We start from the raw sequence: 22,189 nt of genomic DNA, 5'->3' as shown, positions 1-22,189 counted from the left end.
AGTAATAAATCGACTGAGGGTCGGTAAAGCCCTTCTAAGTAAAATATGGTCTGCTGAGTAAGACAACTGCATCTTGGAGCATCGGACAGTCGGCCGGTGGGTTACACCGTTACTACTGTAACAGTGTTTGTCCCACGATCTTCGCACGGTGTTACAATCATATAGATGTAACACATTCTACTACGAAGACTCGTAGTGGTTTCGAGGGGCCCGTAGCAGATGGAACTCAGCCATCAAGTTACATACGGGGATACAGTGGGTCTGGCTGTCTGTTCGTTCTACTGATTCGAACCACCATGCTCTACGATTGATTTATATACCAGAGTCCTCCGGATAATTACCTGTACCAGCGGAGAGTGACGACGGATCGCCGAATCTGAGACTGCATTCCGATGCGAGAACCGGACTACGCGTTCGGCATAGCTAGTCCAGCGCTGGTGACCGATTACACGGTCGAATCAGAACTCTCGTATCGGATACCTGTGCCTATGTGGGCTAGAAGCGCGCTGTCGAGACCACAGGGCACGTACGACGCCCTGTCCCGACACCGTTCGTATAGTTCGAACGAGTATCGGGATTGGTGCGGCACGCACTCGACAGCGTGGACAACACGAGTCCGTCAGATGATGATCGTCTACGTATCGGTGTGTTCGAGACTGGCTCGGACTCGTTCCCTCTCGGGGCTCGTTTCGTATCTGCACAGAACCGCTACGGTTCATAATAACGTTTATCACGAAAGATTGTGTCATGGGGAGTGTTGCGATGCACGATACAGTCAGCCGTCGAACTGTGATGAAGAGCATTGGTGCTGCAGGCGCTGTCGGACTTGCAGGCTGTTCGACAGACGGTGGTAGTAGTGACAACACCATCAGAATGGGCATCCTAATGGGGGTAACGGGTGGTTTGTCTGAAGTGGGCCCCGCAATTCGGGATGCAGCAGAACTAGCTGTCAAACAGGTCCGAGACGCGGACAACGGGTTCTCGGTCGATACGCAGTTTGAGAATACGGAGACCAAGCCGAGCCGGGGTGTGAGTGGCGCAGAAGCCCTCGTGAACGGTGGGTATCCGATAATTTGCGGGGGATTGGCGTCATCGGTGACACTCCAGGTCGCAGAGAATGTCGCAATTCCGAATCAGACCGTGATGTGTTCGCCATCGGCGACGTCGCCGGATGTCTCCACACTGGAAGATAACGACTTCGTGTACCGAACGCCGCCAACGGACAAGCTGCAGGGATCGCTACTGGCACAGATCGCGGCCGAACGGCTCGAGAAAGAGAGCGCAGCTATTCTCTTTCTGAATAACGCGTACGGGAACGGCTTGTCAAACGGATTCACGAAGACGTTTGAAGAGGAATACAGTGGGGAGGTCCTGAATCAGGTCTCGTACTCGGCGGGTCGTTCCTCCTACACGTCACAGTTGCAAAACGTCCTTGACGGTGACCCGGAGACGCTCGTGATTATCGGCTACCCGGAGAGCGGGAACAAGATCTTCCGGAATTTCTACGAGAACTTCGACAGAGCGGACATGGATATCCTGGTGCCGGACGGACTCAGAGCGGATGACTTGCCTGGGAATGTGGGTCACGATATGACAAACGTCCGCGGGACCAATCCGTCCTCGGCCGGACCGGGGATCGAGTACTTCAGATCTGCATACGAAGAGGAGTACGGCTCTGCACCGGGGCCGTTCAATCAGCAGTCGTTCGATGCTGCGGCGGTTCTGATGCTGGCACGCGCGGCAGCCGGTGAAGATGCCGGGGCCGCAATTCGCGATCAAATGCGGGCAGTCACAGATCCCGGTGGCGAAACAGTCGGACCCGAAAACCTGGGGGAGGGCGTTTCACTGGCGGCTGACGGAAACGAAATCAATTATCAGGGTGTCTCGGGCCCAGTTGAGTTTGACGACAATGGGGACCTGGCAAGCGCCGTGTACAACTACTTCAGGTACACAGAGGACGGCACAGAGAATATCGAGCAGGTGGAGGTGTAATCGAAGTACCGCTGGGCGTTCCCACTCCTGACTACAATTACTCTTCAGATACGACAACTCAGGTGGCCTTTGTACCACTGTCGTACCTCAGATAGAAACTATCATCATACCGTCTGGCAAGGTGGAGGGACGGTACCTGTCGTACAACCGAAAGACTATAATCAAATACCGTTATACTCATGAACTGATGTCTCAGTACGCAGCACGCGTCGAAGAGATGGATATCAGCGGCATCCGAGAAGTCTTCGAGGCGGCAGGCGAAGACGCAATAAATCTGGGTCTCGGTCAGCCTGATTTCCCAACTCCAGAACACGCCCGGGAGGCAGCGGTGAGTGCGATTCGGGACGGGATGGGTGATTCATACACGTCCAACAAGGGCATTCCAGAACTCAGAGAGGCCATCAGTGACCGCTATGCAACTGATAACGGTCAGGACATACCGCCGGAAAACATCATCGCCACTGCCGGCGCAAGCGAGGCGATTCACGTCGCGATCGAAGCCCACGTCGAGCCAGGCGACGAAGTGCTCTGCCCCGACCCCGGGTTTCTGGCCTATGAACAACTGGTGCTACTCGCTGGCGGCGAGCCAAAGCGGGTCGAACTCAGAGATGACCTGACCCTCGACCCCGCTGCTGTCGAGAATGCCATTACGGACAACACGTCTCTGTTTATCGTTAACAGCCCCGCGAACCCCACCGGTGCAGTGCAATCGAAGCAAGACATGGCAGAGTTCGCGCGGATAGCGGATGAACACGAAGTCATTTGCCTCTCCGATGAGGTCTACGAGAAGATCGTCTTCGATGGTGAACACCATTCTCCGGCGGAATTCGCTAGCTCCGATAGGGTAATTCAGGCCAGTGCCTGCTCAAAAACGTACTCGATGACAGGGTGGCGGCTCGGGTGGGTGGCGGCCAGTTCGGAGCGAATCGAACGGATGCTCCGGGTGCACCAGTACGTGCAGGCGTGTGCCAGTGCCCCATCACAGTACGCTGCCGAAGCGGCGCTTACCGGCCCACAGGAACCGGTGAGGGAGATGGTGTCGGCCTTCGAGGAGCGCCGAGATGTCCTTCTCGATGGGTTAGAGGACATCGGTCTCGACACGCCAGTGCCGAAGGGCGCGTTCTACGCGATGCCCCACGTCCCGGCCGGATGGACTCAGAAGATGCTGGACAACGATGTTATCGTCGTCCCCGGCGAAGCGTTTGGGCCGAGTGGCAAGGGGCAGGCGCGCATTTCGTATGCCACGAGCACAGCTGAACTGAAAGAGGCGCTGGAAGTGATGCGAACGGTCACGAACTCTCTGTAGGGCAACACCAGGGAGTCGCGACTGACTTTCCCTCCAGCAAGCGGTTTCATATTCGTCATCCGATGAGCGGTGTCATATCTCTCGTCGCGGGCGTATGCGTACGCAATCGTGCACCAAATCCTGCTATCGACACCTGCGGTTGCAAAGCCCGTCTGATCTATCTGTCACCTGTCTAGTAGTGTCAACTGGTACCGTGTGTAATACTAGCATGAAATCGACGCATATCTTCGGTTCCATGGGATTCTATGACGATTTTACATCAAGATTTTTAACACTGGGTACAGAGCACCAAAGTATGGCGGCACGAGACTACTACAGCCGTGGACAGAATCTGGTATACAACCGCCCAGTACTCGCTATATTCGCAGTTATCGGCGTGTTTCTCGTATTCGACATCTTTCGACAGTTAGGCACTGGAACAATTGCCGTCACAGACCTCGTGAGTTATCTCTGGAACGGGCTGGTGCTTGGAATGTCACTTGGACTGGCCGGCGTCGGCCTCTCGATGACATACAGTATTCTCAACTTCGCGAACTTTGCCCACGGTGATCTGATTACGAGCGGTGCGTTCGCCGGCTGGGCGACGGCCTTTCTGATTGCCGGACTCGGTGAGTTCTCTATCGAATCGCTCATCCTTATCGGTGGCCCAATCGCAGTCGGTTCGAACGAGCTCGGGATCAATGTCGTCAATACCCCACTGGCGCTTCTGGCTGGCTTACTCGTCGCTGCGGTCCTGACAGCCGCCCTCTCGCTTTTGCTGGATCGTATCGTGTTCAAACCGATGCGCAGTGCCGATGGTGTGACGCTGATGATTGCCAGTGTCGGCGTCGCACTGTTCCTCCGTAATTTCCTCACCTACTCGTTCCTGACTGACAGCCGTGGGCTGACAGGTGGCAACGTCCCCCAGTTCACTATTGCGGGCGTCACGTTCGGCGGACACCAGATTACGCTGGTCGTCGTCGCCGCACTTCTGATGCTTGGCACTCACATTCTGCTCCAGTACACCAAAATCGGCACGGCGATGCGTGCAATGGCTGCGAACAAGGATCTCGCAAAAGTCACGGGCATCCCGACGGAGCGCGTTGTCAAACTCACCTGGATTATCGGCGGTGGGCTTACCGGGTGTGCAGGCTTTCTTATCGCACTACAGCAGGGGACGCTCACAGTGACGATGGGGTGGGACCTGCTGCTACTGGTGTTCGCAGCGGTCATCCTCGGCGGTGTCGGTTCGATCTACGGCGCCATGGTCGGCGGCGTCATTCTCGGCATCGCGAGCCGACTCGCGCTCGTCTGGATTCCAGCCAGCTTCCTGCTGGTTGCGGCGTTTGTTATCATGATCGTCATGCTGCTCGTACGCCCGTCGGGACTGTTCAGTGGGAGGACGACGGCATGAGTACTGGCTCTCTCCAGACGTGGGCTGAGGGCTGGCTTGGTAACAACGACGTGCGCTTGCTCATCGCCCTGGCACTCGCGATCGGGGGCTTGTACGCGCTTTTCAGTGTCGTGCTTGGATTCCAGCTGAATGGCACAGTCAACACGCTCCGTCGTGTCGCGTTCCTCTCGGCGATCTATGCAATGTTAGCGCTGGCACTGAACCTCCAGTGGGGATACGCGGGCCTGTTCAATCTCGGAGCGGCCGGGTTCATGGCAATCGGTGTGTACACGATGGGGATACTGACCGCCCCAGTGACGGCCAGTCCGCCCGGTTTCGGGCTACCGCTCCCGGTCGCGATTGTGGGTGCTATCCTCGTGACTGGGATCGTCGGCGGCCTCGCAGCGTTGCCTGCGATCCGACTTCGTGCCGACTATCTTGCGATTGTCACTGTCGCGTTCTCGGAAATCGTCCGCCTCACACTCCGTGCGCCGGAGTTTGCGAACACTCGCATCGCCGGCGTTGCATTCGGAACGGGCGGTGCGACGGGGCTGTCCCTGCCATCGAACCCGATCCGGATTCTCTTTTACACAGATCCGGCCGCAACAGCCCCAGCGCCAAATGCCCTAGGTGCAGCGATATTCAGCGCCGTGGAACCACTGGGAATTGAGCAGACGCTGGTCATCGGCTGGGCGTACGTGGTTGCGTTGTGTCTCTGTCTCGGCCTTCTGTACTGGCTGATGATCCGTATCGGGAAGTCTCCCTTTGGACGGGTCCTCAAGAGCATCCGCGAGGACCAGCAGGTCACGCAGGCGCTGGGAAAAGACACGCGCCTGTTCAAGATCAAGACGTTCGCGCTCGGCTGTGCGCTCATGGGCCTGATCGCCATCCTTTGGCGGCTCTCCGGGGGCTATGCATCGCCACGGATGTTCAAACCGATACAGACGTTCTATATCTTCATTGCGCTGTTTATCGGTGGGACCGGGTCACCAACGGGGAGTATCGTCGGCGGTGCCCTGTTTGCGAGCCTGCTCTTCGAGGGGCCTTCGTTCATCCGCCGGGTCGTGGCAGAGTACCTCCAGCTCAGCAACGCCCCCGACACGCTTGTCGGTGCGCTTGCCGAACTGGGGACCCTTGATATCACGCCGCTGCTGGCCTATTCTGTGCAAGACGTGAGCATCTCCGCGCTCCGTCTCATGCTATTAGGTATCGTTCTGGTGTATCTCATGCAACGGCATCCGGACGGCCTGCTTGGCCACCGAAAAGCAATCGCATCGAGCGTTGCCCTCTCACAACAGGCGACTCGCGAGGACGACAATGAGTAAGAACGCGCACTCAGCACGGAACGACCAGACTCAGAAGGGACAGCAAGAACAGATACTCAAAGTGGAGAATCTACGAAAGACGTTTGGTGGTATTACCGCTGTCGCTGACGTCTCTTTCCACGTCGAAAAGGGGTCGATCACCGGTCTGATTGGTCCGAATGGGGCTGGCAAGTCGACGACGTTCGACCTGATTACCGGTGTACAACGTCCGGATGGAGGGGAAGTCGAGTTCAACGACACGGAGATAACGGGGTACCGGTCGGATCAGGTCGCAAACCAGGGCCTCGTCCGAACCTTCCAGATCGCACGAGAGCTATCGGAGATGACCGTACTGGAAAACCTGATGCTGGCACCACAGAATCAGGCTGGCGAAGCAGTCTGGCGAGCGGTCCTCCCACGAGCTAGAACACAGGTCGTCGAACAGGAAAAGGAACTCCGAGAACAGGCCTGGGAGATGCTCGAACTGTTCGAGATCGAGCACGTCGCGCATGAATCTGCCGGCAATCTCTCAGGGGGGCAACGAAAGCTGCTTGAGATGGCGCGTGTGCTCATGACCGACCCCGAGATGGTACTGCTGGATGAACCGCTTGCGGGAGTCAATCCGACGCTCGAGGAGAAACTCATCGACCGGTTACATACGCTCAAAGAGCAGGGCTACACCTTCCTCTTCGTCGAACACGACATGGACGTTATCATGAACAACTGCGATACGGTCATCGTGATGCATCAGGGGAGTGTTCTCACAGAGGGACAACCGGACGCAGTCAAGAACAACGACAAAGTGCTTGATGCCTACCTCGGAGAAGAGGTGAAAATATGAGTCTGTTGTCAGTACAGCAACTTGACGCCGGGTACGGTGATCTGCAGATTCTCACAGACGTCGATATGGAGGTCGGGCAGGAGGAGTACATCACCATCGTCGGCCCTAATGGTGCGGGCAAATCCACTGTGATGAAGTCAGTGTTCGGACTGACGACGTATATGGGGGGTGAGATCGTATTCGATGACCGCGATATCGCCGGCGAACAGCCGGAAGATATCATCTCGTATGGGTTGAGCTTCGTCCCTCAGAGCAACAACGTGTTCGAGCCGCTGACGGTCACGGAGAACCTCAAGATGGGTGCATACACGCTGGACCAGTTCCCGGAAGAGCGGCTACAGGCGGTTTACGACCGGTTCCCGATACTCGAAACGCGATCAGAGCAGAAGGCAGGGACGCTGTCCGGAGGGCAACAGCAGATGCTAGCGATGGGCCGTGCGCTCATGCTCGATCCGGATCTATTACTGCTTGACGAGCCCAGCGCAGGCCTCGCACCAGACCTCGTCGATGAGATGTTTGACCGCATCGACGAGATTAATGACGCCGGAACCGCCGTTCTCCTCGTCGAACAAAACGCCAAAGAGGCATTGCGGCGGTGCGACCGAGGGTATGTCCTCGTGCAGGGACAAAACCGACACGAAGACAGTGGTGAAGCACTTCTCAACGACCAACAGGTTCGCGAGGACTTCCTCGGTGGGTAGCTCCTGTACTCCAGCGCTGGCTTGGAAACTGCCAATTGCCACGGGAGAGGGTCTACGCGAGAAACTGTACGGACCGTTGAGCCGGATGGGTCGTTGAGTCCTTGACGGTCCATAATCAGCAAGCCGATTTCCATACTGCGGATCCGGATCCCGTGAAATTATAGACGTTTGAATGTATTTAATTCTTCACAGCACCTCGTTATATCGACCTAGCCGTATTAGCGTCTGAATATATGTTGTGTTACCATCATCACAAGATAGGACACGCGGATATAATAGTCAACTATATTTTACGTATTCCTGTCGCCACGACTCCTCGGACCAGTATCTATCACCGTTCACGCTGGGATAGCTACTGTGGCGTGTGAACGAGTATCGCACAAACAATAAGTATCTACCATGTCAGACTCCACATATGCATCCGGGCTTGAACCCTATCGCCTGCCCTGCAGGTCAGCTGTCCCGGCAGTTAATGGATTGGGCACTGCCCTCTTCCACAGCTACATTTTTTACATTTTCGACATTTAAACTGGCGTAGACTGCCGGCACACAGGTGGTCCCTGTGCCCGGTGGAAAACGCCAGCCTTGAACACGCTCGGAGAGCCGTACTCAGCGGCTGTTCGGGTTATCAGGGTCTGTTGAGGGAGCGGCTGTCAAATACATAAAACATCATCGAAAACAATGAACATGAAAAACGAAGCAGGAAGCAAGGACGTGCCAGCGGCCGTCAGAGAAGACTCGGATATCGTCCAGATACTGGATGCTGAAGGCGACGTCTTACCACAGGCGTCTGTTCCGGATATCTCAGACAGGCAGTTACTTGAGCTGTATGAGACAATCAAGCTCGCTCGTCACTTCGACCAGCGAGCGATCAGCTTCCAGCGACAGGGGCGGCTAGCGACGTACGCACCAATGACCGGACAAGAAGGGTCACAGGTCGCTACGAGCCTGGCACTTGCCGAGCAAGACTGGTTGTTCCCGACCTACAGGGAACACGCAGCGAAGTACGCACACGGGATGGACCTTGCATCCCTTTTCGAGCCACTGAGGGGTCATCGAGAAGGATACGCAATCCCCGAGGACGTCAACGTGATGCCGGAGTATATTCCGATTGCGACCCAGGTTCCACAGGCCATGGGAATGGCGTGGGGACACAAGCTACAGGGAAAGACCGATACGGCTGTCCTGTGTCATCTCGGTGATGGTGCGACCTCCGAAGGAGATTTCCACGAAGGACTGAACTTCGCCGGGGTGTTCGACGTCCCCGCAGTGTTCGTCTGCAACAACAATCAATGGGCGATTTCGGTCCCCCGAGAGCGACAGACCGCGAGCGAAACCATCGCTGAAAAGGCACAGGCATATGGTATCGACGGCGTTCGAGTCGACGGGCTGGACCCGCTGGCGGTCTACAAAGTCGCCAGTGAGGCACTGGAGAAGGCCCGGAATCCGGGTCCCGGGGAGCTACGCCCAACCCTTATTGAGTCCGTCCAGTATCGCTTCGGTGCGCACACCACTGCGGACGACCCGTCTGTTTACAGAGACGAATCGGAGGAGGAAGTCTGGCGGGACCGCGACCCTGTGGACCGCATCGAAACGTATCTGTACAACGAGGGCATCCTCGACTCCGACCTCGAGAGTGAGATCCAAGACCGAATCGAACAGGAAGTCAGCGAGGCGATAGAAACGGCGGAGCAGACGGAGACGAGTCCGGACAATATCGTCGAGCACGTGTACGAGGACGTTCCAGCGCGGCTCGAACAACAGCGGGACGAACTGAACAGGCTGCGCGAGAAGTATGACGACGGCGCGTTCTCGGAGGTGCTGGAATGAGTTCGACAGCCAGTACACAGGCGGGCCAGAAAGCCCAGAGTCTCACCCTCGTGGAGGCGATACAGGACGGCTTGTACACAGAGATGGCACAGGACGATAGCGTCGTCGTTCTGGGCGAAGACGTCGGAAAGAACGGTGGTGTTTTCAGAGCCACCGACCAGCTGTACGAAGAGTTCGGCGAAGACCGCGTCATCGACACGCCACTGGCAGAAGCCGGCATCGTCGGTGCATCGATCGGTCTCTCCCAGACCGGTATGAAGCCTGTTCCCGAGATGCAGTTCATGGGCTTCATGTACCCTGCGTTCGACCAGATCGTCAGTCACGCTGCGCGCCTCCGGAGCCGTAGCCAGGGGCAGTATTCAGTGCCGATGGTCATACGGGCTCCATACGGCGGCGGGATTCGCGCCCCAGAACACCACTCCGAGTCAAAGGAAGCGTTCTTCGTGCACGAGCCCGGCCTCAAGGTCGTCTCGCCGAGCACGCCCTACGATGCAAAGGGACTGCTTGCGGCGTCTATCCACGACCCGGATCCAGTCATCTTCCTGGAACCGAAGTTGATCTACCGCGCCTTCCGTGAAGATGTCCCGACGAAACCGTATGAAGTATCGCTGAGTGAGGCTGCTGTCCGGCGTGACGGGAGCGATATTTCAGTTTACACGTGGGGAGCAATGACCCGCCCCGCCCTGATCGCTGCGGAGAATCTCAGCCAGTCACGCGGCATCGATGCCGAAGTCATCGACCTGCGGACCCTGTCACCCCTCGATACAGAGACGATTACTGACTCGTTCAAAAAGACCGGAAGAGCCGCGATTGTACACGAAGCGCCGAAGACCGGGGGACTAGGGGCGGAAATCGCAACGACGATTCAGGAAGAAGCGCTCGTTCATCAGGAAGCGCCAATCAAACGAATCGCCGGCTTCGATGCCCCCATGCCACTCCATTCGCTAGAGGATTACTACTTACCACAGGCGGTCCGTATCCAGGACGGCATCCGCGAAACAGTCGAGTTCTAATATGGTACGTGAATTCGAACTACCCGATGTCGGTGAAGGCGTCGCTGAGGGCGAACTGCTTCGATGGCGGGTCGAGCCGGGCGACTCAGTTTCGGAAGACCAGCCAGTAGCGGAAGTCGAGACTGACAAAGCCGTCGTTGACGTCCCATCTCCGGTAAACGGTGTCGTCGAAGAACTCCGTGCTGCGGAAGGTGAGACCGTCCCCGTCGGTGATGTGATTATCGTCTTCCAGCTCGATGGTGAAGACGAACTGGACGGAACTGAACCAACGCCTGCAGACGACGCCACTGCGGACAGCGGGCACCAAACCGACGAAGCACCAACACAGCCAGCCGAAGATACGCAGTCAGAACCAGCGGTGACACAGCGCGTCCAGGTCGCCGCTCCGCCGTCTGTACGGCGTCTGGCCCGCGAACTGGGCGTCGATATCTCCAACATTGCGGACTCGTCTCTGGGACGCATAACGGAGTCAGATGTTCGCGCGCACGCGAACACGGGCTCTCACTCCTCAACTCAGGAGCAGTCAAACCAGCAGACCGCTGCTGCAGAGCGACAAAAACAGCAGGCACCTTCGACGCAGTCTGTCAGCTCAGTTCAGGCGAGAGAAACGACAGACCGGGCGACGACGGTGGCCGTCCCGAAAACCAGACACGTCGCAGCGGAGGAAGGGATCGATCTCGATACTGTCCCCACTGATGAACGAAAGGACGGAGAACCCTTTGTCACGCTCGAAGCGGTCCAAGAGTACGCAAAGGCCCAACAGCAGGCACAGAAAAAGGATAAAGAAGCAGTCGCCGAGAGGGCAGCGGCTGACGAGTCGGCACGCCCGGAGTCTCGGACGCCGTACAACGGGATCAGGCAGACGATTGGAGCCGCGATGACGGAGTCGAAATCTACGGCCCCACACGTCACTCATCAGGACGAGGTCGACGTGACTGCGCTGGTCGACGCTCGTTCGACCCTTAGGCAGGAGGCCGAGGAGCACGATATCCGACTGACATACATGCCGTTCGTGATGAAAGCGTGTGCCGCGGCCCTGCAAGAGAACCCACAGATAAACGTCTCCCTCGACGAAGCAAACGAAGAAATCGTCGAAAAGCAGTATTACAACATCGGTGTCGCAACAGCAACTGATGCCGGGTTGCTGGTTCCCGTTGTCGAGGATGTTGATGCGAAAGGCCTGCTCGAAGTCGCATCGGAAACTAACGAAAAAACCCAGAGAGCGAGGGAACGGAGTCTTTCGCCGGAGGAAATGCGTGGCGGGACGTTCACTATCTCGAACATCGGCGGGATCGGCGGGGAGTACGGAACACCGATCATCAATCAGCCGGAAAGCGCCATCTTGGCACTGGGAGAGATCAAAAAGAAGCCACGGGTCGTCGAAGCCGATGGTGAAGAGACGATAGAACCACGTCACGTGATGACACTATCGCTCTCGTTCGACCATCGAGTACTCGACGGTGCAGACGCCGCACGGTTCACGAACTCCGTACAGAAGTACCTACGAAATCCAAACCTGCTACTACTAGAATAATGGTCGTCGGAGATGTCACTACCTCGACTGACGTACTGATTATCGGCGCGGGCCCTGGCGGATACGTTGCCGCAATCCGTGCTGCACAGCTTGATCTCGATGTCACGCTCGTTGAAAAGGGTGAGTATGGGGGGGCCTGTCTCAACCGTGGCTGTATCCCCTCTAAAGCGCTGCTCAACGGTTCAGAACTGGCAACAGAGGCGGGCCAGGCGGAGGAACTGGGGATTTACGCAGACCCAACAGTTGCGCTCGACGAGATGATTAGCTGGAAAGACGGACTCGTCGACCAACTAACGAGCGGTATCGAGCAATTATGTACGGCAGCCGGCGTGAATCTGATGAAAGGAACAGCCGAATTTGCTGATGAAAACAAGATCAGAATCGTCCATCAGGGAGAGGGGCAGGGCTCTGAATCACTGAAATTCGACCACTGCATCATCGCAACGGGGTCCAGGCCGATTGAAGTCCCAGGGTTCGACTTCGACGACGACCGTATCGTTTCCTCCGATGGCGCTCTGAACTTCGAAACGGTACCCGACGAACTCGTGATCGTTGGTGCCGGATACATCGGTATGGAGCTAGCGACAGTCTACAGCCGACTCGGGAGCGACGTCTCGGTAATCGAGATGCTAGAGCAAGCGCTTCCCGGCTATCAGGAAGATATTGCCTCGATAGTCCGGGAGCGAGCAGAGCGTCTCGGCGTCGACTTCCACTTCGGGTACACGGCGGACAGCTGGGAAGAATCGGAGGGTGGGGCCGTCCTGACTGCTGTTCCCGCGGAGGAGACAGCGCATGATAGCGAGATAGAACTCACTGCCGACAGAATACTCGTTGCCGTCGGCAGACGCCCGGTGACTGATACGCTCAGTATCGACGATGCCGGCGTCGAAACCAATGCTCAGGGATTCATTCCAACGGATAGCAGATGTCGGACGAACAAGGAGCATATTTTCGCGGTCGGTGACGTTGCGGGTGAGCCGATGCTGGCACACAAGGGATCGAAAGAGGGAGAAGTTGCAGCGGAAGTAATCGCCGGCGAGCCCGCCGCAGTCGATTACCGTGCACTCCCGGCTGCGGTGTTCACCGATCCGGAAATCGGAACTGTGGGGCTGACGGAGGACGAAGCTGCGAACGAGGGTATTACTCCAGTTACAGGTGAGTTCCAGTTCCAGGCGTCTGGACGGGCACTAACAGCAAATCGGACAGAAGGCTTTGTCCGAATTGTCGCCGCAAAAGAAACTGAGCGTGTGATCGGTGCACAGATTGTCGGTCCGGAGGCATCCGAACTGATTGCAGAAATCGCGGCCATGATCGAAATGGGTGCAAAGCTTCAGGACATCGGTTCCACCGTCCATGTGCATCCAACACTAAGTGAAGCGGTAATGGAAGCCGCACAGAACGCGAGAGGGAAAGCGATCCACAGACAAAACTGACTTGTCGATATTGATACCTCAGGAACCAGATCTACCCTCAAAATCGATGTATATATACCCATCTATAGCCTATCCGATAATGTTTACTGAGGTAAACAACAACTCCGGAACAGAATATCCGCTGAGTGACCACTACGTTCTTTTGTAGGTAGAGATCGAAGCTAGTCCCCAGCGTCGGACACCATACACGTTCCGGATTCAGTCGTTAGCGACCGTTTGGCTTGCGCCACCGTCACTGGCGCTCAGCTTGTTCTCCTCTTCTTCGGGTCTCGGTACGTCTGTTGGAAGGTTTTCGTACAGAATTCCTTTGCTCGCGTTGTAGCATGTCATGCACTGTCATGGCTGATGGAAATACATAAAGCCGTCCCTTATTCTGTACCGTCCAATATTAACATTTCGAGAATATTTATATATCGACCAATGTTTCAGAACGAGGCAATAGAGTATCTGTTTAGATTTAGTGTAGCTGTGGATGCACTCGACCTATTATTTGAGGACAAAGTTCAGTTATTGTACTGTACGCTGCTACTTCCTATCATTTGATTTTTCTATACCGTCGGACACAATCCGAAAATCTTGAATTATGTACCATATCGTCGAATATCTACGATTTGGTCTGGTCGCAATCAAAACAGGTAGGTTAGATGTCGGGGTACTGTGATGTCATGCACTTCTCTTCACAGAAGAAATGCTCTGTTAGCCCTCCGTCAGGATCACGTATCGTAACCCCGCTGAACTGCATCTGTTCGCTGATCACTTGTCCACAGTAATCACAGCGGTAGCTCGGTGACCCGCCGACCAAGATTCGAGTTGACTTGTTTTGGATATTTAGTTCGGCGGCTGTGTTGCTGCTGGCTTCCATAGCGCAACGAACAGTCGCTAGTGACTGCTCCAGCTCAGTTTGTCCATTCATTGTTTGTAGCGATTCGTTGTTGACAGGGTCAGACTTGTTCCGTCTACTGTTACACAGTACTCTGGGGCCGCTACTGTCGTTTCACCGACGTTTTCCACCTATACCGGGTTACTGCCCGGACTGTGGTGGTCTACGTGGGTTATCAGGGAAAAGGTGTAAAGATCGTATAACCGGACGCTACAGTCGCTAATTGGCTCGCTTTCCGGGGCGTTTCTACCGTTTTGGTACCCGGTTCCATACTGTCCAGTACGGAACTTTTGTATTTAATCATTTGGTTAGTGCCTATGGTTTCGCCACTGAGATGGGCTCGCTCACAAGCTCAAAGCGAGCCAGGCGTTTTAGAGAGATGACCGCTACAGGCCCTGGCTACGTTGTGCAGCCTTGCTGTACTCACAGGTCTCGTCCAATTATATTCGTCGAGTGTGAACACCACTCACAGAACTATTAAGTGTACATCCATTAAAGATAAGCACATGAACCCGGGCGTTGACTGTATGGCTTGGCAGGCAAGCCCGCTGTCCCGGCACTTGATCGGTGCAGATCCTTTCACATCCGGCTTTACGTTTTTTACATTTTTCAAATTTTAAACTGACGTAGACCACCACAGTGCGGGCAAACGCCGGCACACAGGTGGAAAACGTCGGTCCTGGCTGGTTCCCAAACACCAGCCGACGGTTTTCGGGTCGCGATGACCCATCTCACGAAGCGCTGCGACACTAACTACAAATCCATAATCAGCGACATCATGAACGCACAAAACACGCAGGAGTACCGTAGCCAACAATCAGCAGACATCGCAAACGCAGACCGGGCGCGGAGTGCAACGCCCGAAAGCGTTGAGAGCCAATCTATCAGGATCGTAATTAGCTCGATTGAAACGCGACACTGCGATCACTGCGGGGCATCAATTGACGAAAACGTCCGGTATCGTAATGTCACGACCAGAGATAGTGCTGGCAACGTTTCGGAATACGCGTTCTGCGGTGTCGACTGTAAGACTGCTCGGTTCCCGAGGCTTGGCTGACCGCTGGCTGGCGTGGCGCATTGTCGGTTTACAGAACGACTGACTTGGGAACCGGCTTCGTTTTGAGAATACGGCCCGAGTCCTCATTCGGAGTGGCAGTCGCAGCCACCCTGTTCCAGAAACGCCACAATATCGTAGCTACGGCCGCAGTCCTCACACAGCACCTGTACCTCGTTGATGATGTTGAAATCGCCTGCCGAGATGGCGTCGTTCTTTTCGAGGCTCTCGATAGTCTGCCTCGTTACAGCGGTGGTTCGGCCCCGAAGACGCTGTATTGAGTCGATGGCGCTTTCTGTCCGTTCTGCGGGCGTCTGCTCGGGTCGGGCCGCCCCACGGTCGTTCTTGAGATAGCGATACACCGTCTGATGGGAAATAAAATCGTCCATCACCGATTCGATGTCGACCCCGCTCTGTTCGAGACGGGAGCGTATGAGCGGGGCGTCCGCGTCGTCTTCGCGAAGTGACTGATAGACCTGTTGGATGTCCCCACTCAATGTCGGAGCGTCGCTCCCTTCGATGGCGGACTCGAGCACCGATTGATTGAAATAGTCAGCGAGGTCTCGGGTACTTTCTTCCTCTCCGTCGGCGCCGACCCACCGATCTTCGAGTTCTGCACCCATCCCGACAAGATCGTATTTTCGAATTACGGCATCGACCTTGTTCGTTCCCCCCCCGGACTGTGAGTCGTCTGTGGTCATGTTCCGATTTAGATGCACCCCATAGTTACTAAACACTCCCGCATACCGTGAGGGCTGTCGAGCTTTCACACGGAGAGATTTATCAAGCTCGTGCTCTGGAACAAGTTGGCCGATTCACGACCTGAATTGCTCATCTGATTCGGATTCGGGCTCGCGAACCCACGTCACCGGGACCGGGGACTGCCGGATGATCTTGGCGCTGACACCACCCATGACGTACCTGCTGAAATCAGTCTGTCCGTGTGTCCCCATGATCGCGAGATCGATTTCGTTCTCGTCGATATAGTCGCAAATCACCTTCGCGGGGTTCCCGTGTTCGATGACGCTGGTGACCGAGTCAAGCGACGTCTTCTCGACTTTCTCGGTCGCTTCGGCCAGAATTTCATTTGCCCGTTCAGTCAACTCTCCCTCTCTCAAGACAGAGCGTGCATCCGGCCCGAGGCCGCCGGTCTCGACAACGTGAAGTAGGTGGAGGGTTGCTCCCGTTGCCCTCGCGACATCGATCCCCTCTGTCACTGCGAGTGCTGCGCCACGGCTTCCATCCGTTGGGACGAGGACGTGCTTGGAGGGGTACACGAATGGTCGATCTTCGGTAGGGTTGACCGCAACGACGGGAACCGCTGCCGTGTTGATGACACGTTCGGTGACGCTTCCGAGCAGGATTCGCTTGATCCCACGCTGTCCGTGCGTCGGCATAACGATGCAGTCAATGTCGGACTGTTTGCTGTAGTCGACTATCGACTTGTGCGGGTCTCCCTGAAGGACCGCAGAGACGACAGGGACGCCTTCGTCTTTCGCATATTGTGCGGCTTCCGCCACGATGCGCTCCCCTTCTGTTTCGAGAACGTCAATGACCTCACCACGGATTGCGGTGACGCTGTCTCGGCCAGTGTCTGCGACGTTGAGGATGTGAATCGTCGCCTCGTGTTCGGCTGCAATCTGTAGTGCGTATTCAAGGACCGATTCTGCGGCGTCGCTCCCGTCAGTCGGGAACAGGATGGTGTCGTACATACTGGTAGTCGCTTGTTTGACTGCCGGTCAGCTATCTTCGCGGTGGCGGACGTAGCGCGGTGGTCGGAGCGGGCTCCCTGCTTGCGTCTCCGCCTCGATTGTGGTCTCTGAGATCCTGCTGTGCCATTATCTGCGCAGCAAACTGTTCCTTCGACGTCTTTTCAGATGCATGGTCTCTCAGAGATGCTGTTCGGAGAGCTACACAGTGTGGTCTAATAACATCTTTCCTGATTGATATTCACGTAACAGCCGACAAAGAGCAGTAAAATACAGGTGAATGGTACTATGTGATTATCCCACGTGCGAGATACTCAACAACACCCAAGACGAGCGCCACTGCTAACGGTACAAACCACCACCCAAAGAAGAGTGGTGCTGGACTATCGACAACCGCCGCATAATCTTTCCACAGCACAAGTCCAATCATTAAAATTGTGGCTAGTAGAGGAAGTACTAGAACGTATTTCAAGAACAAATATATAGGGATGCTATTTAAAAAAAATCATTCCAATTATCATCCAATAATTCCAAAGCCCAAATTCACTTAATGTATTAGCTCGTATTATCCTACTCATAATGATTATCATTGCCAGTGAACCGCCAACTAAAGCCAGCGCAATTTGACTTCTGTTTGAGAGATTATAGCCGATCATATATCGATCAACAATTATTGTGTACTGGCCCAACTTGCTGGTTGGCACAATGATACAAACTAAACACTCCTCACATTTTTACTGTACCCCCTCGCGTGATGTGATATGGCAGCAGTCCGACGCCTTGTCATCGATGTACTGAAACCACATGACCCGCCGTTACTGACGTTCACCAACCAACTGGCCGAAATTGAGAGCGTCGAGGGCGTCACTTCGTCACTGATCGAATTAGATCAGGAAGTGCAAAACGTCAAGCTCACGTTCGAAAGTGAAGACCTGGACTTCGAAGCGATCGAAGAAACGATCGATAATCTCGGTGGGTCAGTACACTCCGTGGATCAGGTTGCCTGCGGTGACAGCGTCGTGAGAGATCGACGGACGCTACAGGATGCCTGATGCGCAGTGGCGTCCATTCGACAACTCCTCAGGCGTCTTCTCGGGAAGGAAGATGTCCGTGCGATCTCGCGCCGGTACTTCATCTCGAACGGCTTCGACGGGACGCTGACGAGCATCGGCATCATCGTCGGCGCTGTCCTTTCTGGGGTCCCCGATGGGTACACTGTAATCAAAATCGGGCTGGGCGCGGCAGTCGGTCTCGGGACCTCTGCGGTCTGGAGCGTCTGGGAAATCGAACGAGCTGAAACCCGGGCCGAAATCAGGCGCATCGAGCGAGCGATGCTCAAAGATCTCGACGATACCCGCGTTCAACGCGATCAGAGCGGTGCCCGCTTCGTACATGCCATAATGAGCGGCCTGGGGCCACTCATCGGTGTTCTGATTCCACTGACCCCGTTCGGTGTCGAGGGGACCGTTGTCACAATGGCAGAGGCGGCACTCATCGCGGTCGGCCTGGGTATCGGTGTGTTGGGTGCGTTCGGCGCTTACATGGGTTCGATTTCGGGCCAGCGGTGGTACGTTGCCGCAGCGCGGATGGGGCTCGCCGGGTTGGTCGTCGCAATTCTTAATCTCTTTCTTCCGGGGTGAGAGACTGCGACTCTGTTCTGACTGGAGGACAAATCCCAACTTGCTTTCCATTGGCCGCCATACATGGCCGTAGATGCGTGTTGGCTTGCGGCAGTTCAAACGGCCGTTGTGCTACGTGATGGCGCTCTTGTATGTCGTCGCGGGAGGTTTGCATTTTGTCGTGCCAGACCTATACGTCCAAATCGTGCCACCGGTCTTGCCGGCGCCACTTGCGCTGGTGTACCTGTCCGGTGTCGCCGAAATCGCTGTCGGGCTCGGCCTGTTGGTGCCCCGGACGCGTTCGTACGCTGCATGGGCGACGATCGCATTGCTCCTCGCGATCTTTCCCGCGAACGTGTATATGGCCGTCTCCATGGTTACCATTGAGGGGACGGGTGGCAGCGATCCGTCTGCGCTGGCCCGCTGGGCACGGTTGCCGCTGCAAGGCGTGTTGATCCTCTGGGCGTACTGGTACACCGATTGAGCGTGGAGAACGCCCCGAGGTGCCGGGCCGGCTCGGTCCTATTTCATCGTCTACGATGGAGTTGAACGTCACCGTCGTCACCAGTTGTGAGCCGAAGCTGTCGGTGTGGACGTGACTGGTAGCCAGCGCCGCTGGGCCCTGAGGATTTCCCAACGAGGCCGGGAGGGCCGCTCACCGCCATCATGCCGAGACCCAGAACTACCGCGAGGGACCGCCAGTTTTTCAGCGGATATCCGCTTGGAAGGCGCAACGCGATGCCCGTGTCTACGACAGTGGAGTCATCCGTGAAGAGGATGCACGGCACAGATGACATTTGGATTCTTGCGTTTCCAATATTCTGGGGATCTACTTTGCCAGATTAAATGTGAATGGATAGTGATTGGAAACCGGTACACATTGACACTACACGTGGATTTAGACTAATGACACAGAGATGTACTGTCCATCCATAAGACATATTCGTAACTGCAGCATAGATACATGTCGATATGCCCTCCAGGAGTCGTAAACTCTTCCCGACGAACAGCGAACAGTGGCGTCTAGCGCACGAAGACCTCCACATCAGAAACACCAGCGATACCAAACATGATGTCCGCATAGAAATATACGACAGCGAGGTGTGTTGTCATACAGCCCACTATCAGCTCTTGTCAGGCCAGTCCGGCTGTTCGGTCAACTTGTTACAGGCTGGCTGCTACAGGGTTAAGGCCGTTCTCGATCGACAACACGAGTCAGTCGCTGCCGTGACAGTCTCCGACGAGCCCGAACAGACGATCTTCGTCCACATTCAGAACGACGGGGTCACGATCAAGGAAGGGGTGACTCCCCCGCGCCCCTGAACTAGCGTGTCGCCTCCCCATCGTCCCCCGCAGGCAGGATCGAACGAAATAGGGTAAGCCCATCTTTAACACCCATCGGAACCAAATAACAAATGGAATGAGCTCTGCATCTACATCGGACAGGTCCCCCGAGTCTGCCGACCCAGTGTCGGGCTATCGCGACACGCTTGCGTCGATTTATCACGAATATATCGGTGAACCAGCTAAAGAGCGAGATATCTATGTTGGGTTCGGACTCTTTTTTGCTGGAGTTACGCTTGCCGTCGTCGGATTCTGCCTCTTTCTGTACAGTAACGTTCTAGAGTCCGGGAGCGCACCGTACTGGCAGATTCGCGAGGTTGCACTCGTCGTCGGATTCGTCGGACTGCCCTCCGTGCTGTTGAGCGTCGTCGTACTCCTGCCAGTCGGCTTCAAGACCCGGGTCGTCAGTGCCGCCGGCACGTTGTTCTGTCTCGCCGCAACGATAATTCTGATTAGCGTCTTTCCGTATGGATGGACGAACAGTGGCGGAATCAACGGTAGTGTCTGGACAATCAGCGTTTACGCCTCTGGCTTAGTCATGCTTGCGGCCTCCACAGGAGCAGCGCTGGTTGCACACTACCTCGAGAAAGCGGCAACCACAAGCGATGCAGCTGAACCAGTTGAGTCGGTCGAGAGCGAGTCAGAGTCTGTCAGCAAAGCAGATGTGGACGACGATATCGAACAGGCACTAGAAGGAGCGGAACTATCGTGGGGTGGTGTCGAACAGCAGCCAAAAACTAAGCGGCTAAATCTGGATATGCCAGAAACAGACTCTGATCTCGATCGGACGGCTATCGAGAATTCCGAGGCGACCACGACACGAGCCGACAGCAATGACGTTGATGACGCAGTAGATGGACTCAGGCAATTACAGGGTGGCCAATCAAAGACGGAACGAAGCACCGGTACCGAAGAACAGGTCAACGCTCTCACGCAGTTTCGAAACGAGCAGAGCGAAGACGACGATGTGGAAACCGGTGTCAAAGAGCAACGAAGCATTGTTGCTCGTCTTCGGTCATTGCTCTTTGAATAAGTCGTCTGTTCACTAGACACTCCGCGGTGGTTCTCTTGTTGTGTGGTTTACATTGTATTAATATGTTCCTACGAACCATCCCGTCCGTTATCATAAATAAGATGTAACCTATTGCAACAAAACAAGATAGTTTTTTCAACTTGGTGGGAGGAATACAACTGTATGCCCCAAGGTCTCGATGTCGGTACGATGAACCTCCTGTCTGCACGCCAAGATGGTAACGAAACGGTATTCGTGCAGCAGCGGAACTCCTTCGTCGAAATTGACTACAGCGACATGGCCGAACAGATGCTGTCGAGAAGTGATGTTCTCCACATCCGCAAGGATGATCGGGTCTACATCGTTGGTGATGACGCCCTGAACTTCGCGAACATCTTCAGTGAGGAGACACGCCGCCCGATGCAAGCCGGGATTCTCTCAAGCGACGAGCAGTCAGCTATTCCGATGATTAAGCTCATTACTGAACAGGTGGTGGGACAGCCGGAGTTCCCGAACGAGCGCCTGTTTTTCTCGGTTCCCGCGGACCCAATCGATGCCGATGTCTCGACGCTATATCATCAAAAGACGATTGAGTCCCTACTCACTGACATGGGCTACAGCCCGGAACCGATCAATGAGGGGATGGCCGTCATCTACTCCGAGCTTGCCAACCGTGAGTTCACCGGCCTCGGTATCAGCTTTGGCGCTGGGATGACCAACGTCTGTCTGTCGTACTATGCAGTCCCCGTAATGAAGTTCTCCATCGCACGCGGTGGCGACTGGATCGACGAGCAGGCTGCACAGGCGACCGGCACGCCCGTCGATAAGGTCACCTCGGTTAAGGAGGAGGACTTCGCCCTCAATTTCGAGACGGACGTCGGCGGTATTGAAGGTGCACTGAGTATCTATTACGACAATCTCCTCGACTATGTCATCGAGAACATCATCAGTGAAGTCGATGAGGAAGATGTCGAGGAGGGACTGGATGTCCCGGTTGTCGTGACTGGTGGGACATCCAGTCCTGACGGCTTCGAAGAGTTGTTCGCCGAACGGATCAACGAGTCCGAGATACCCTTCTCAATCAGCGACGTCCGCCAAGCCGAGAATCCACTATATAGTGTCGCACAGGGCGCACTCGTCGCAGCGCGGTCGGAAGAAGAGCGCGAGGGGCAAAACGAGCAGGCCGAAGAATCCGACGCTACAGCCGAATAACGGCTGGGCTCGAATAAGCACTGTTGGCCGGCG

At 55.6% G+C, this 22,189-nt stretch carries 20 protein-coding genes; 17 read left to right on the top strand and 3 right to left on the bottom strand.

The genetic code is table 11. The annotated features are described in order from the left end of the window. The first annotated feature begins 792 nt into the window (after positions 1-792). The 10 genes from C443_RS19870 (at position 793) to lpdA (ending at position 13,326) form a co-directional block, all read left to right on the top strand. Positions 793-1,992 carry an ABC transporter substrate-binding protein gene (locus C443_RS19870; protein ID WP_049944181.1) on the top strand — a complete coding sequence of 400 codons (1,200 nt, stop codon included), beginning with the start codon at positions 793-795 and terminating at the stop codon, positions 1,990-1,992. Between the two features lie 187 nt (positions 1,993-2,179). After that, positions 2,180-3,298 carry a pyridoxal phosphate-dependent aminotransferase gene (locus C443_RS19865; RefSeq protein WP_005538688.1) on the top strand — a complete coding sequence of 373 codons (1,119 nt, stop codon included), beginning with the start codon at positions 2,180-2,182 and terminating at the stop codon, positions 3,296-3,298. 295 nt (positions 3,299-3,593) lie between these two features. Continuing rightward, positions 3,594-4,691, top strand: a complete 1,098-nt coding sequence (locus C443_RS19860) for a branched-chain amino acid ABC transporter permease (protein WP_005538686.1) — start codon at positions 3,594-3,596, stop codon at positions 4,689-4,691. Next, the gene (locus C443_RS19855; protein ID WP_005538684.1) at positions 4,688-5,995 is read left to right on the top strand and encodes a branched-chain amino acid ABC transporter permease; all 1,308 of its coding nucleotides are present in this window, start codon (positions 4,688-4,690) and stop codon (positions 5,993-5,995) included. Before C443_RS19860 ends, C443_RS19855 begins: the two co-directional genes overlap by 4 nt. Continuing rightward, entirely contained in the window at positions 5,988-6,815 is an 828-nt protein-coding gene (locus C443_RS19850; RefSeq protein WP_005538682.1) for an ABC transporter ATP-binding protein, read from the top strand. Before C443_RS19855 ends, C443_RS19850 begins: the two co-directional genes overlap by 8 nt. Beyond that, positions 6,812-7,516, top strand: a complete 705-nt coding sequence (locus tag C443_RS19845) for an ABC transporter ATP-binding protein (RefSeq protein WP_005538681.1) — start codon at positions 6,812-6,814, stop codon at positions 7,514-7,516. The genes C443_RS19850 and C443_RS19845 overlap by 4 nt, the downstream gene beginning before the upstream one ends. 681 nt (positions 7,517-8,197) lie before the next feature. After that, a complete protein-coding gene (gene pdhA, locus C443_RS19840; protein ID WP_005538680.1) occupies positions 8,198-9,346 on the top strand; it encodes a pyruvate dehydrogenase (acetyl-transferring) E1 component subunit alpha in 1,149 nt (382 codons plus the stop codon). After that, positions 9,343-10,359 (top strand): alpha-ketoacid dehydrogenase subunit beta, encoded by a 1,017-nt coding sequence (locus tag C443_RS19835; RefSeq protein WP_005538679.1) that lies wholly within the window; start codon positions 9,343-9,345, stop codon positions 10,357-10,359. Before pdhA ends, C443_RS19835 begins: the two co-directional genes overlap by 4 nt. A 1-nt stretch (position 10,360) precedes the next feature. After that, a complete protein-coding gene (locus C443_RS19830) occupies positions 10,361-11,893 on the top strand; it encodes a dihydrolipoamide acetyltransferase family protein (RefSeq protein WP_005538678.1) in 1,533 nt (510 codons plus the stop codon). Continuing rightward, positions 11,893-13,326 carry a dihydrolipoyl dehydrogenase gene (lpdA, locus tag C443_RS19825; protein WP_005538676.1) on the top strand — a complete coding sequence of 478 codons (1,434 nt, stop codon included), beginning with the start codon at positions 11,893-11,895 and terminating at the stop codon, positions 13,324-13,326. Before C443_RS19830 ends, lpdA begins: the two co-directional genes overlap by 1 nt. A 198-nt stretch (positions 13,327-13,524) precedes the next feature. Here the strand turns inward: lpdA and C443_RS22270 are convergent, their stop codons facing one another. Continuing rightward, positions 13,525-13,656: a hypothetical protein gene (locus C443_RS22270; RefSeq protein ID WP_268237885.1), complete on the bottom strand. Its 132-nt coding sequence runs from the start codon at positions 13,654-13,656 to the stop codon at positions 13,525-13,527. A 1,271-nt stretch (positions 13,657-14,927) separates the two neighbouring features. Between C443_RS22270 and C443_RS22495 the strand changes: the two genes are divergently transcribed. Then, a complete protein-coding gene (locus C443_RS22495; protein ID WP_080505503.1) occupies positions 14,928-15,263 on the top strand; it encodes a DUF7576 family protein in 336 nt (111 codons plus the stop codon). Positions 15,264-15,346: 83 nt separating this feature from the next. Here the strand turns inward: C443_RS22495 and rdfA are convergent, their stop codons facing one another. After that, a complete protein-coding gene (rdfA, locus tag C443_RS19820; protein ID WP_005538673.1) occupies positions 15,347-15,961 on the bottom strand; it encodes a rod-determining factor RdfA in 615 nt (204 codons plus the stop codon). A 114-nt stretch (positions 15,962-16,075) separates the two neighbouring features. Then, positions 16,076-16,972 carry a universal stress protein gene (locus C443_RS19815; protein WP_005538672.1) on the bottom strand — a complete coding sequence of 299 codons (897 nt, stop codon included), beginning with the start codon at positions 16,970-16,972 and terminating at the stop codon, positions 16,076-16,078. 758 nt (positions 16,973-17,730) lie between these two features. Here C443_RS19815 and C443_RS19810 point away from each other — a divergent pair. The 6 genes from C443_RS19810 (at position 17,731) to C443_RS19785 (ending at position 22,156) form a co-directional block, all read left to right on the top strand. Beyond that, positions 17,731-18,021 carry a DUF211 domain-containing protein gene (locus tag C443_RS19810; RefSeq protein ID WP_005538671.1) on the top strand — a complete coding sequence of 97 codons (291 nt, stop codon included), beginning with the start codon at positions 17,731-17,733 and terminating at the stop codon, positions 18,019-18,021. Positions 18,022-18,027: 6 nt separating this feature from the next. After that, positions 18,028-18,609 (top strand): VIT1/CCC1 transporter family protein, encoded by a 582-nt coding sequence (locus C443_RS19805; protein WP_005538670.1) that lies wholly within the window; start codon positions 18,028-18,030, stop codon positions 18,607-18,609. A 73-nt stretch (positions 18,610-18,682) separates the two neighbouring features. Further along, on the top strand, positions 18,683-19,072 hold the full coding sequence (locus C443_RS19800; RefSeq protein WP_005538669.1) for a DoxX family protein: 390 nt from the start codon (positions 18,683-18,685) through the stop codon (positions 19,070-19,072). A 488-nt stretch (positions 19,073-19,560) separates the two neighbouring features. Continuing rightward, positions 19,561-19,911 (top strand): hypothetical protein, encoded by a 351-nt coding sequence (locus tag C443_RS19795; protein ID WP_005538668.1) that lies wholly within the window; start codon positions 19,561-19,563, stop codon positions 19,909-19,911. A gap of 97 nt (positions 19,912-20,008) precedes the next feature. Next, positions 20,009-20,965 carry a DUF7139 domain-containing protein gene (locus C443_RS19790; RefSeq protein ID WP_229727338.1) on the top strand — a complete coding sequence of 319 codons (957 nt, stop codon included), beginning with the start codon at positions 20,009-20,011 and terminating at the stop codon, positions 20,963-20,965. Between the two features lie 162 nt (positions 20,966-21,127). Continuing rightward, complete coding sequence (locus C443_RS19785; RefSeq protein WP_005538666.1) at positions 21,128-22,156, top strand: hypothetical protein; 1,029 nt, start codon at positions 21,128-21,130, stop codon at positions 22,154-22,156. Positions 22,157-22,189: the final 33 nt, after the last annotated feature.

The organism is Haloarcula argentinensis DSM 12282 (assembly GCA_000336895.1).
GTDB classification, from domain to species: Archaea; Halobacteriota; Halobacteria; order Halobacteriales; family Haloarculaceae; genus Haloarcula; species Haloarcula argentinensis.
The sequence above is the reverse complement of the archived record's forward strand: the minus strand, read 5'-3'. Positions and strand labels throughout refer to the sequence as shown.

What these genes read in the sequence shown, in the direction of transcription:
- C443_RS19790 (WP_229727338.1), top strand. Translation starts at nt 20,009, where the DNA reads ATGAGCTCTGCATCTACATCGGACAGGTCCCCCGAGTCTGCCGACCCA.
- C443_RS19800 (WP_005538669.1), top strand. Translation starts at nt 18,683, where the DNA reads ATGCGTGTTGGCTTGCGGCAGTTCAAACGGCCGTTGTGCTACGTGATG.
- C443_RS19785 (WP_005538666.1), top strand. Translation starts at nt 21,128, where the DNA reads ATGCCCCAAGGTCTCGATGTCGGTACGATGAACCTCCTGTCTGCACGC.
- C443_RS19835 (WP_005538679.1), top strand. Translation starts at nt 9,343, where the DNA reads ATGAGTTCGACAGCCAGTACACAGGCGGGCCAGAAAGCCCAGAGTCTC.
- C443_RS19860 (WP_005538686.1), top strand. Translation starts at nt 3,594, where the DNA reads ATGGCGGCACGAGACTACTACAGCCGTGGACAGAATCTGGTATACAAC.
- lpdA (WP_005538676.1), top strand. Translation starts at nt 11,893, where the DNA reads ATGGTCGTCGGAGATGTCACTACCTCGACTGACGTACTGATTATCGGC.
- C443_RS22270 (WP_268237885.1), bottom strand. Translation starts at nt 13,656, where the DNA reads ATGACATGCTACAACGCGAGCAAAGGAATTCTGTACGAAAACCTTCCA.
- C443_RS19845 (WP_005538681.1), top strand. Translation starts at nt 6,812, where the DNA reads ATGAGTCTGTTGTCAGTACAGCAACTTGACGCCGGGTACGGTGATCTG.
- C443_RS19850 (WP_005538682.1), top strand. Translation starts at nt 5,988, where the DNA reads ATGAGTAAGAACGCGCACTCAGCACGGAACGACCAGACTCAGAAGGGA.
- C443_RS19855 (WP_005538684.1), top strand. Translation starts at nt 4,688, where the DNA reads ATGAGTACTGGCTCTCTCCAGACGTGGGCTGAGGGCTGGCTTGGTAAC.
- C443_RS22495 (WP_080505503.1), top strand. Translation starts at nt 14,928, where the DNA reads ATGACCCATCTCACGAAGCGCTGCGACACTAACTACAAATCCATAATC.
- C443_RS19870 (WP_049944181.1), top strand. Translation starts at nt 793, where the DNA reads ATGAAGAGCATTGGTGCTGCAGGCGCTGTCGGACTTGCAGGCTGTTCG.
- pdhA (WP_005538680.1), top strand. Translation starts at nt 8,198, where the DNA reads ATGAACATGAAAAACGAAGCAGGAAGCAAGGACGTGCCAGCGGCCGTC.
- C443_RS19830 (WP_005538678.1), top strand. Translation starts at nt 10,361, where the DNA reads ATGGTACGTGAATTCGAACTACCCGATGTCGGTGAAGGCGTCGCTGAG.
- rdfA (WP_005538673.1), bottom strand. Translation starts at nt 15,961, where the DNA reads ATGACCACAGACGACTCACAGTCCGGGGGGGGAACGAACAAGGTCGAT.
- C443_RS19815 (WP_005538672.1), bottom strand. Translation starts at nt 16,972, where the DNA reads ATGTACGACACCATCCTGTTCCCGACTGACGGGAGCGACGCCGCAGAA.
- C443_RS19865 (WP_005538688.1), top strand. Translation starts at nt 2,180, where the DNA reads ATGTCTCAGTACGCAGCACGCGTCGAAGAGATGGATATCAGCGGCATC.
- C443_RS19795 (WP_005538668.1), top strand. Translation starts at nt 19,561, where the DNA reads ATGCCCTCCAGGAGTCGTAAACTCTTCCCGACGAACAGCGAACAGTGG.
- C443_RS19810 (WP_005538671.1), top strand. Translation starts at nt 17,731, where the DNA reads ATGGCAGCAGTCCGACGCCTTGTCATCGATGTACTGAAACCACATGAC.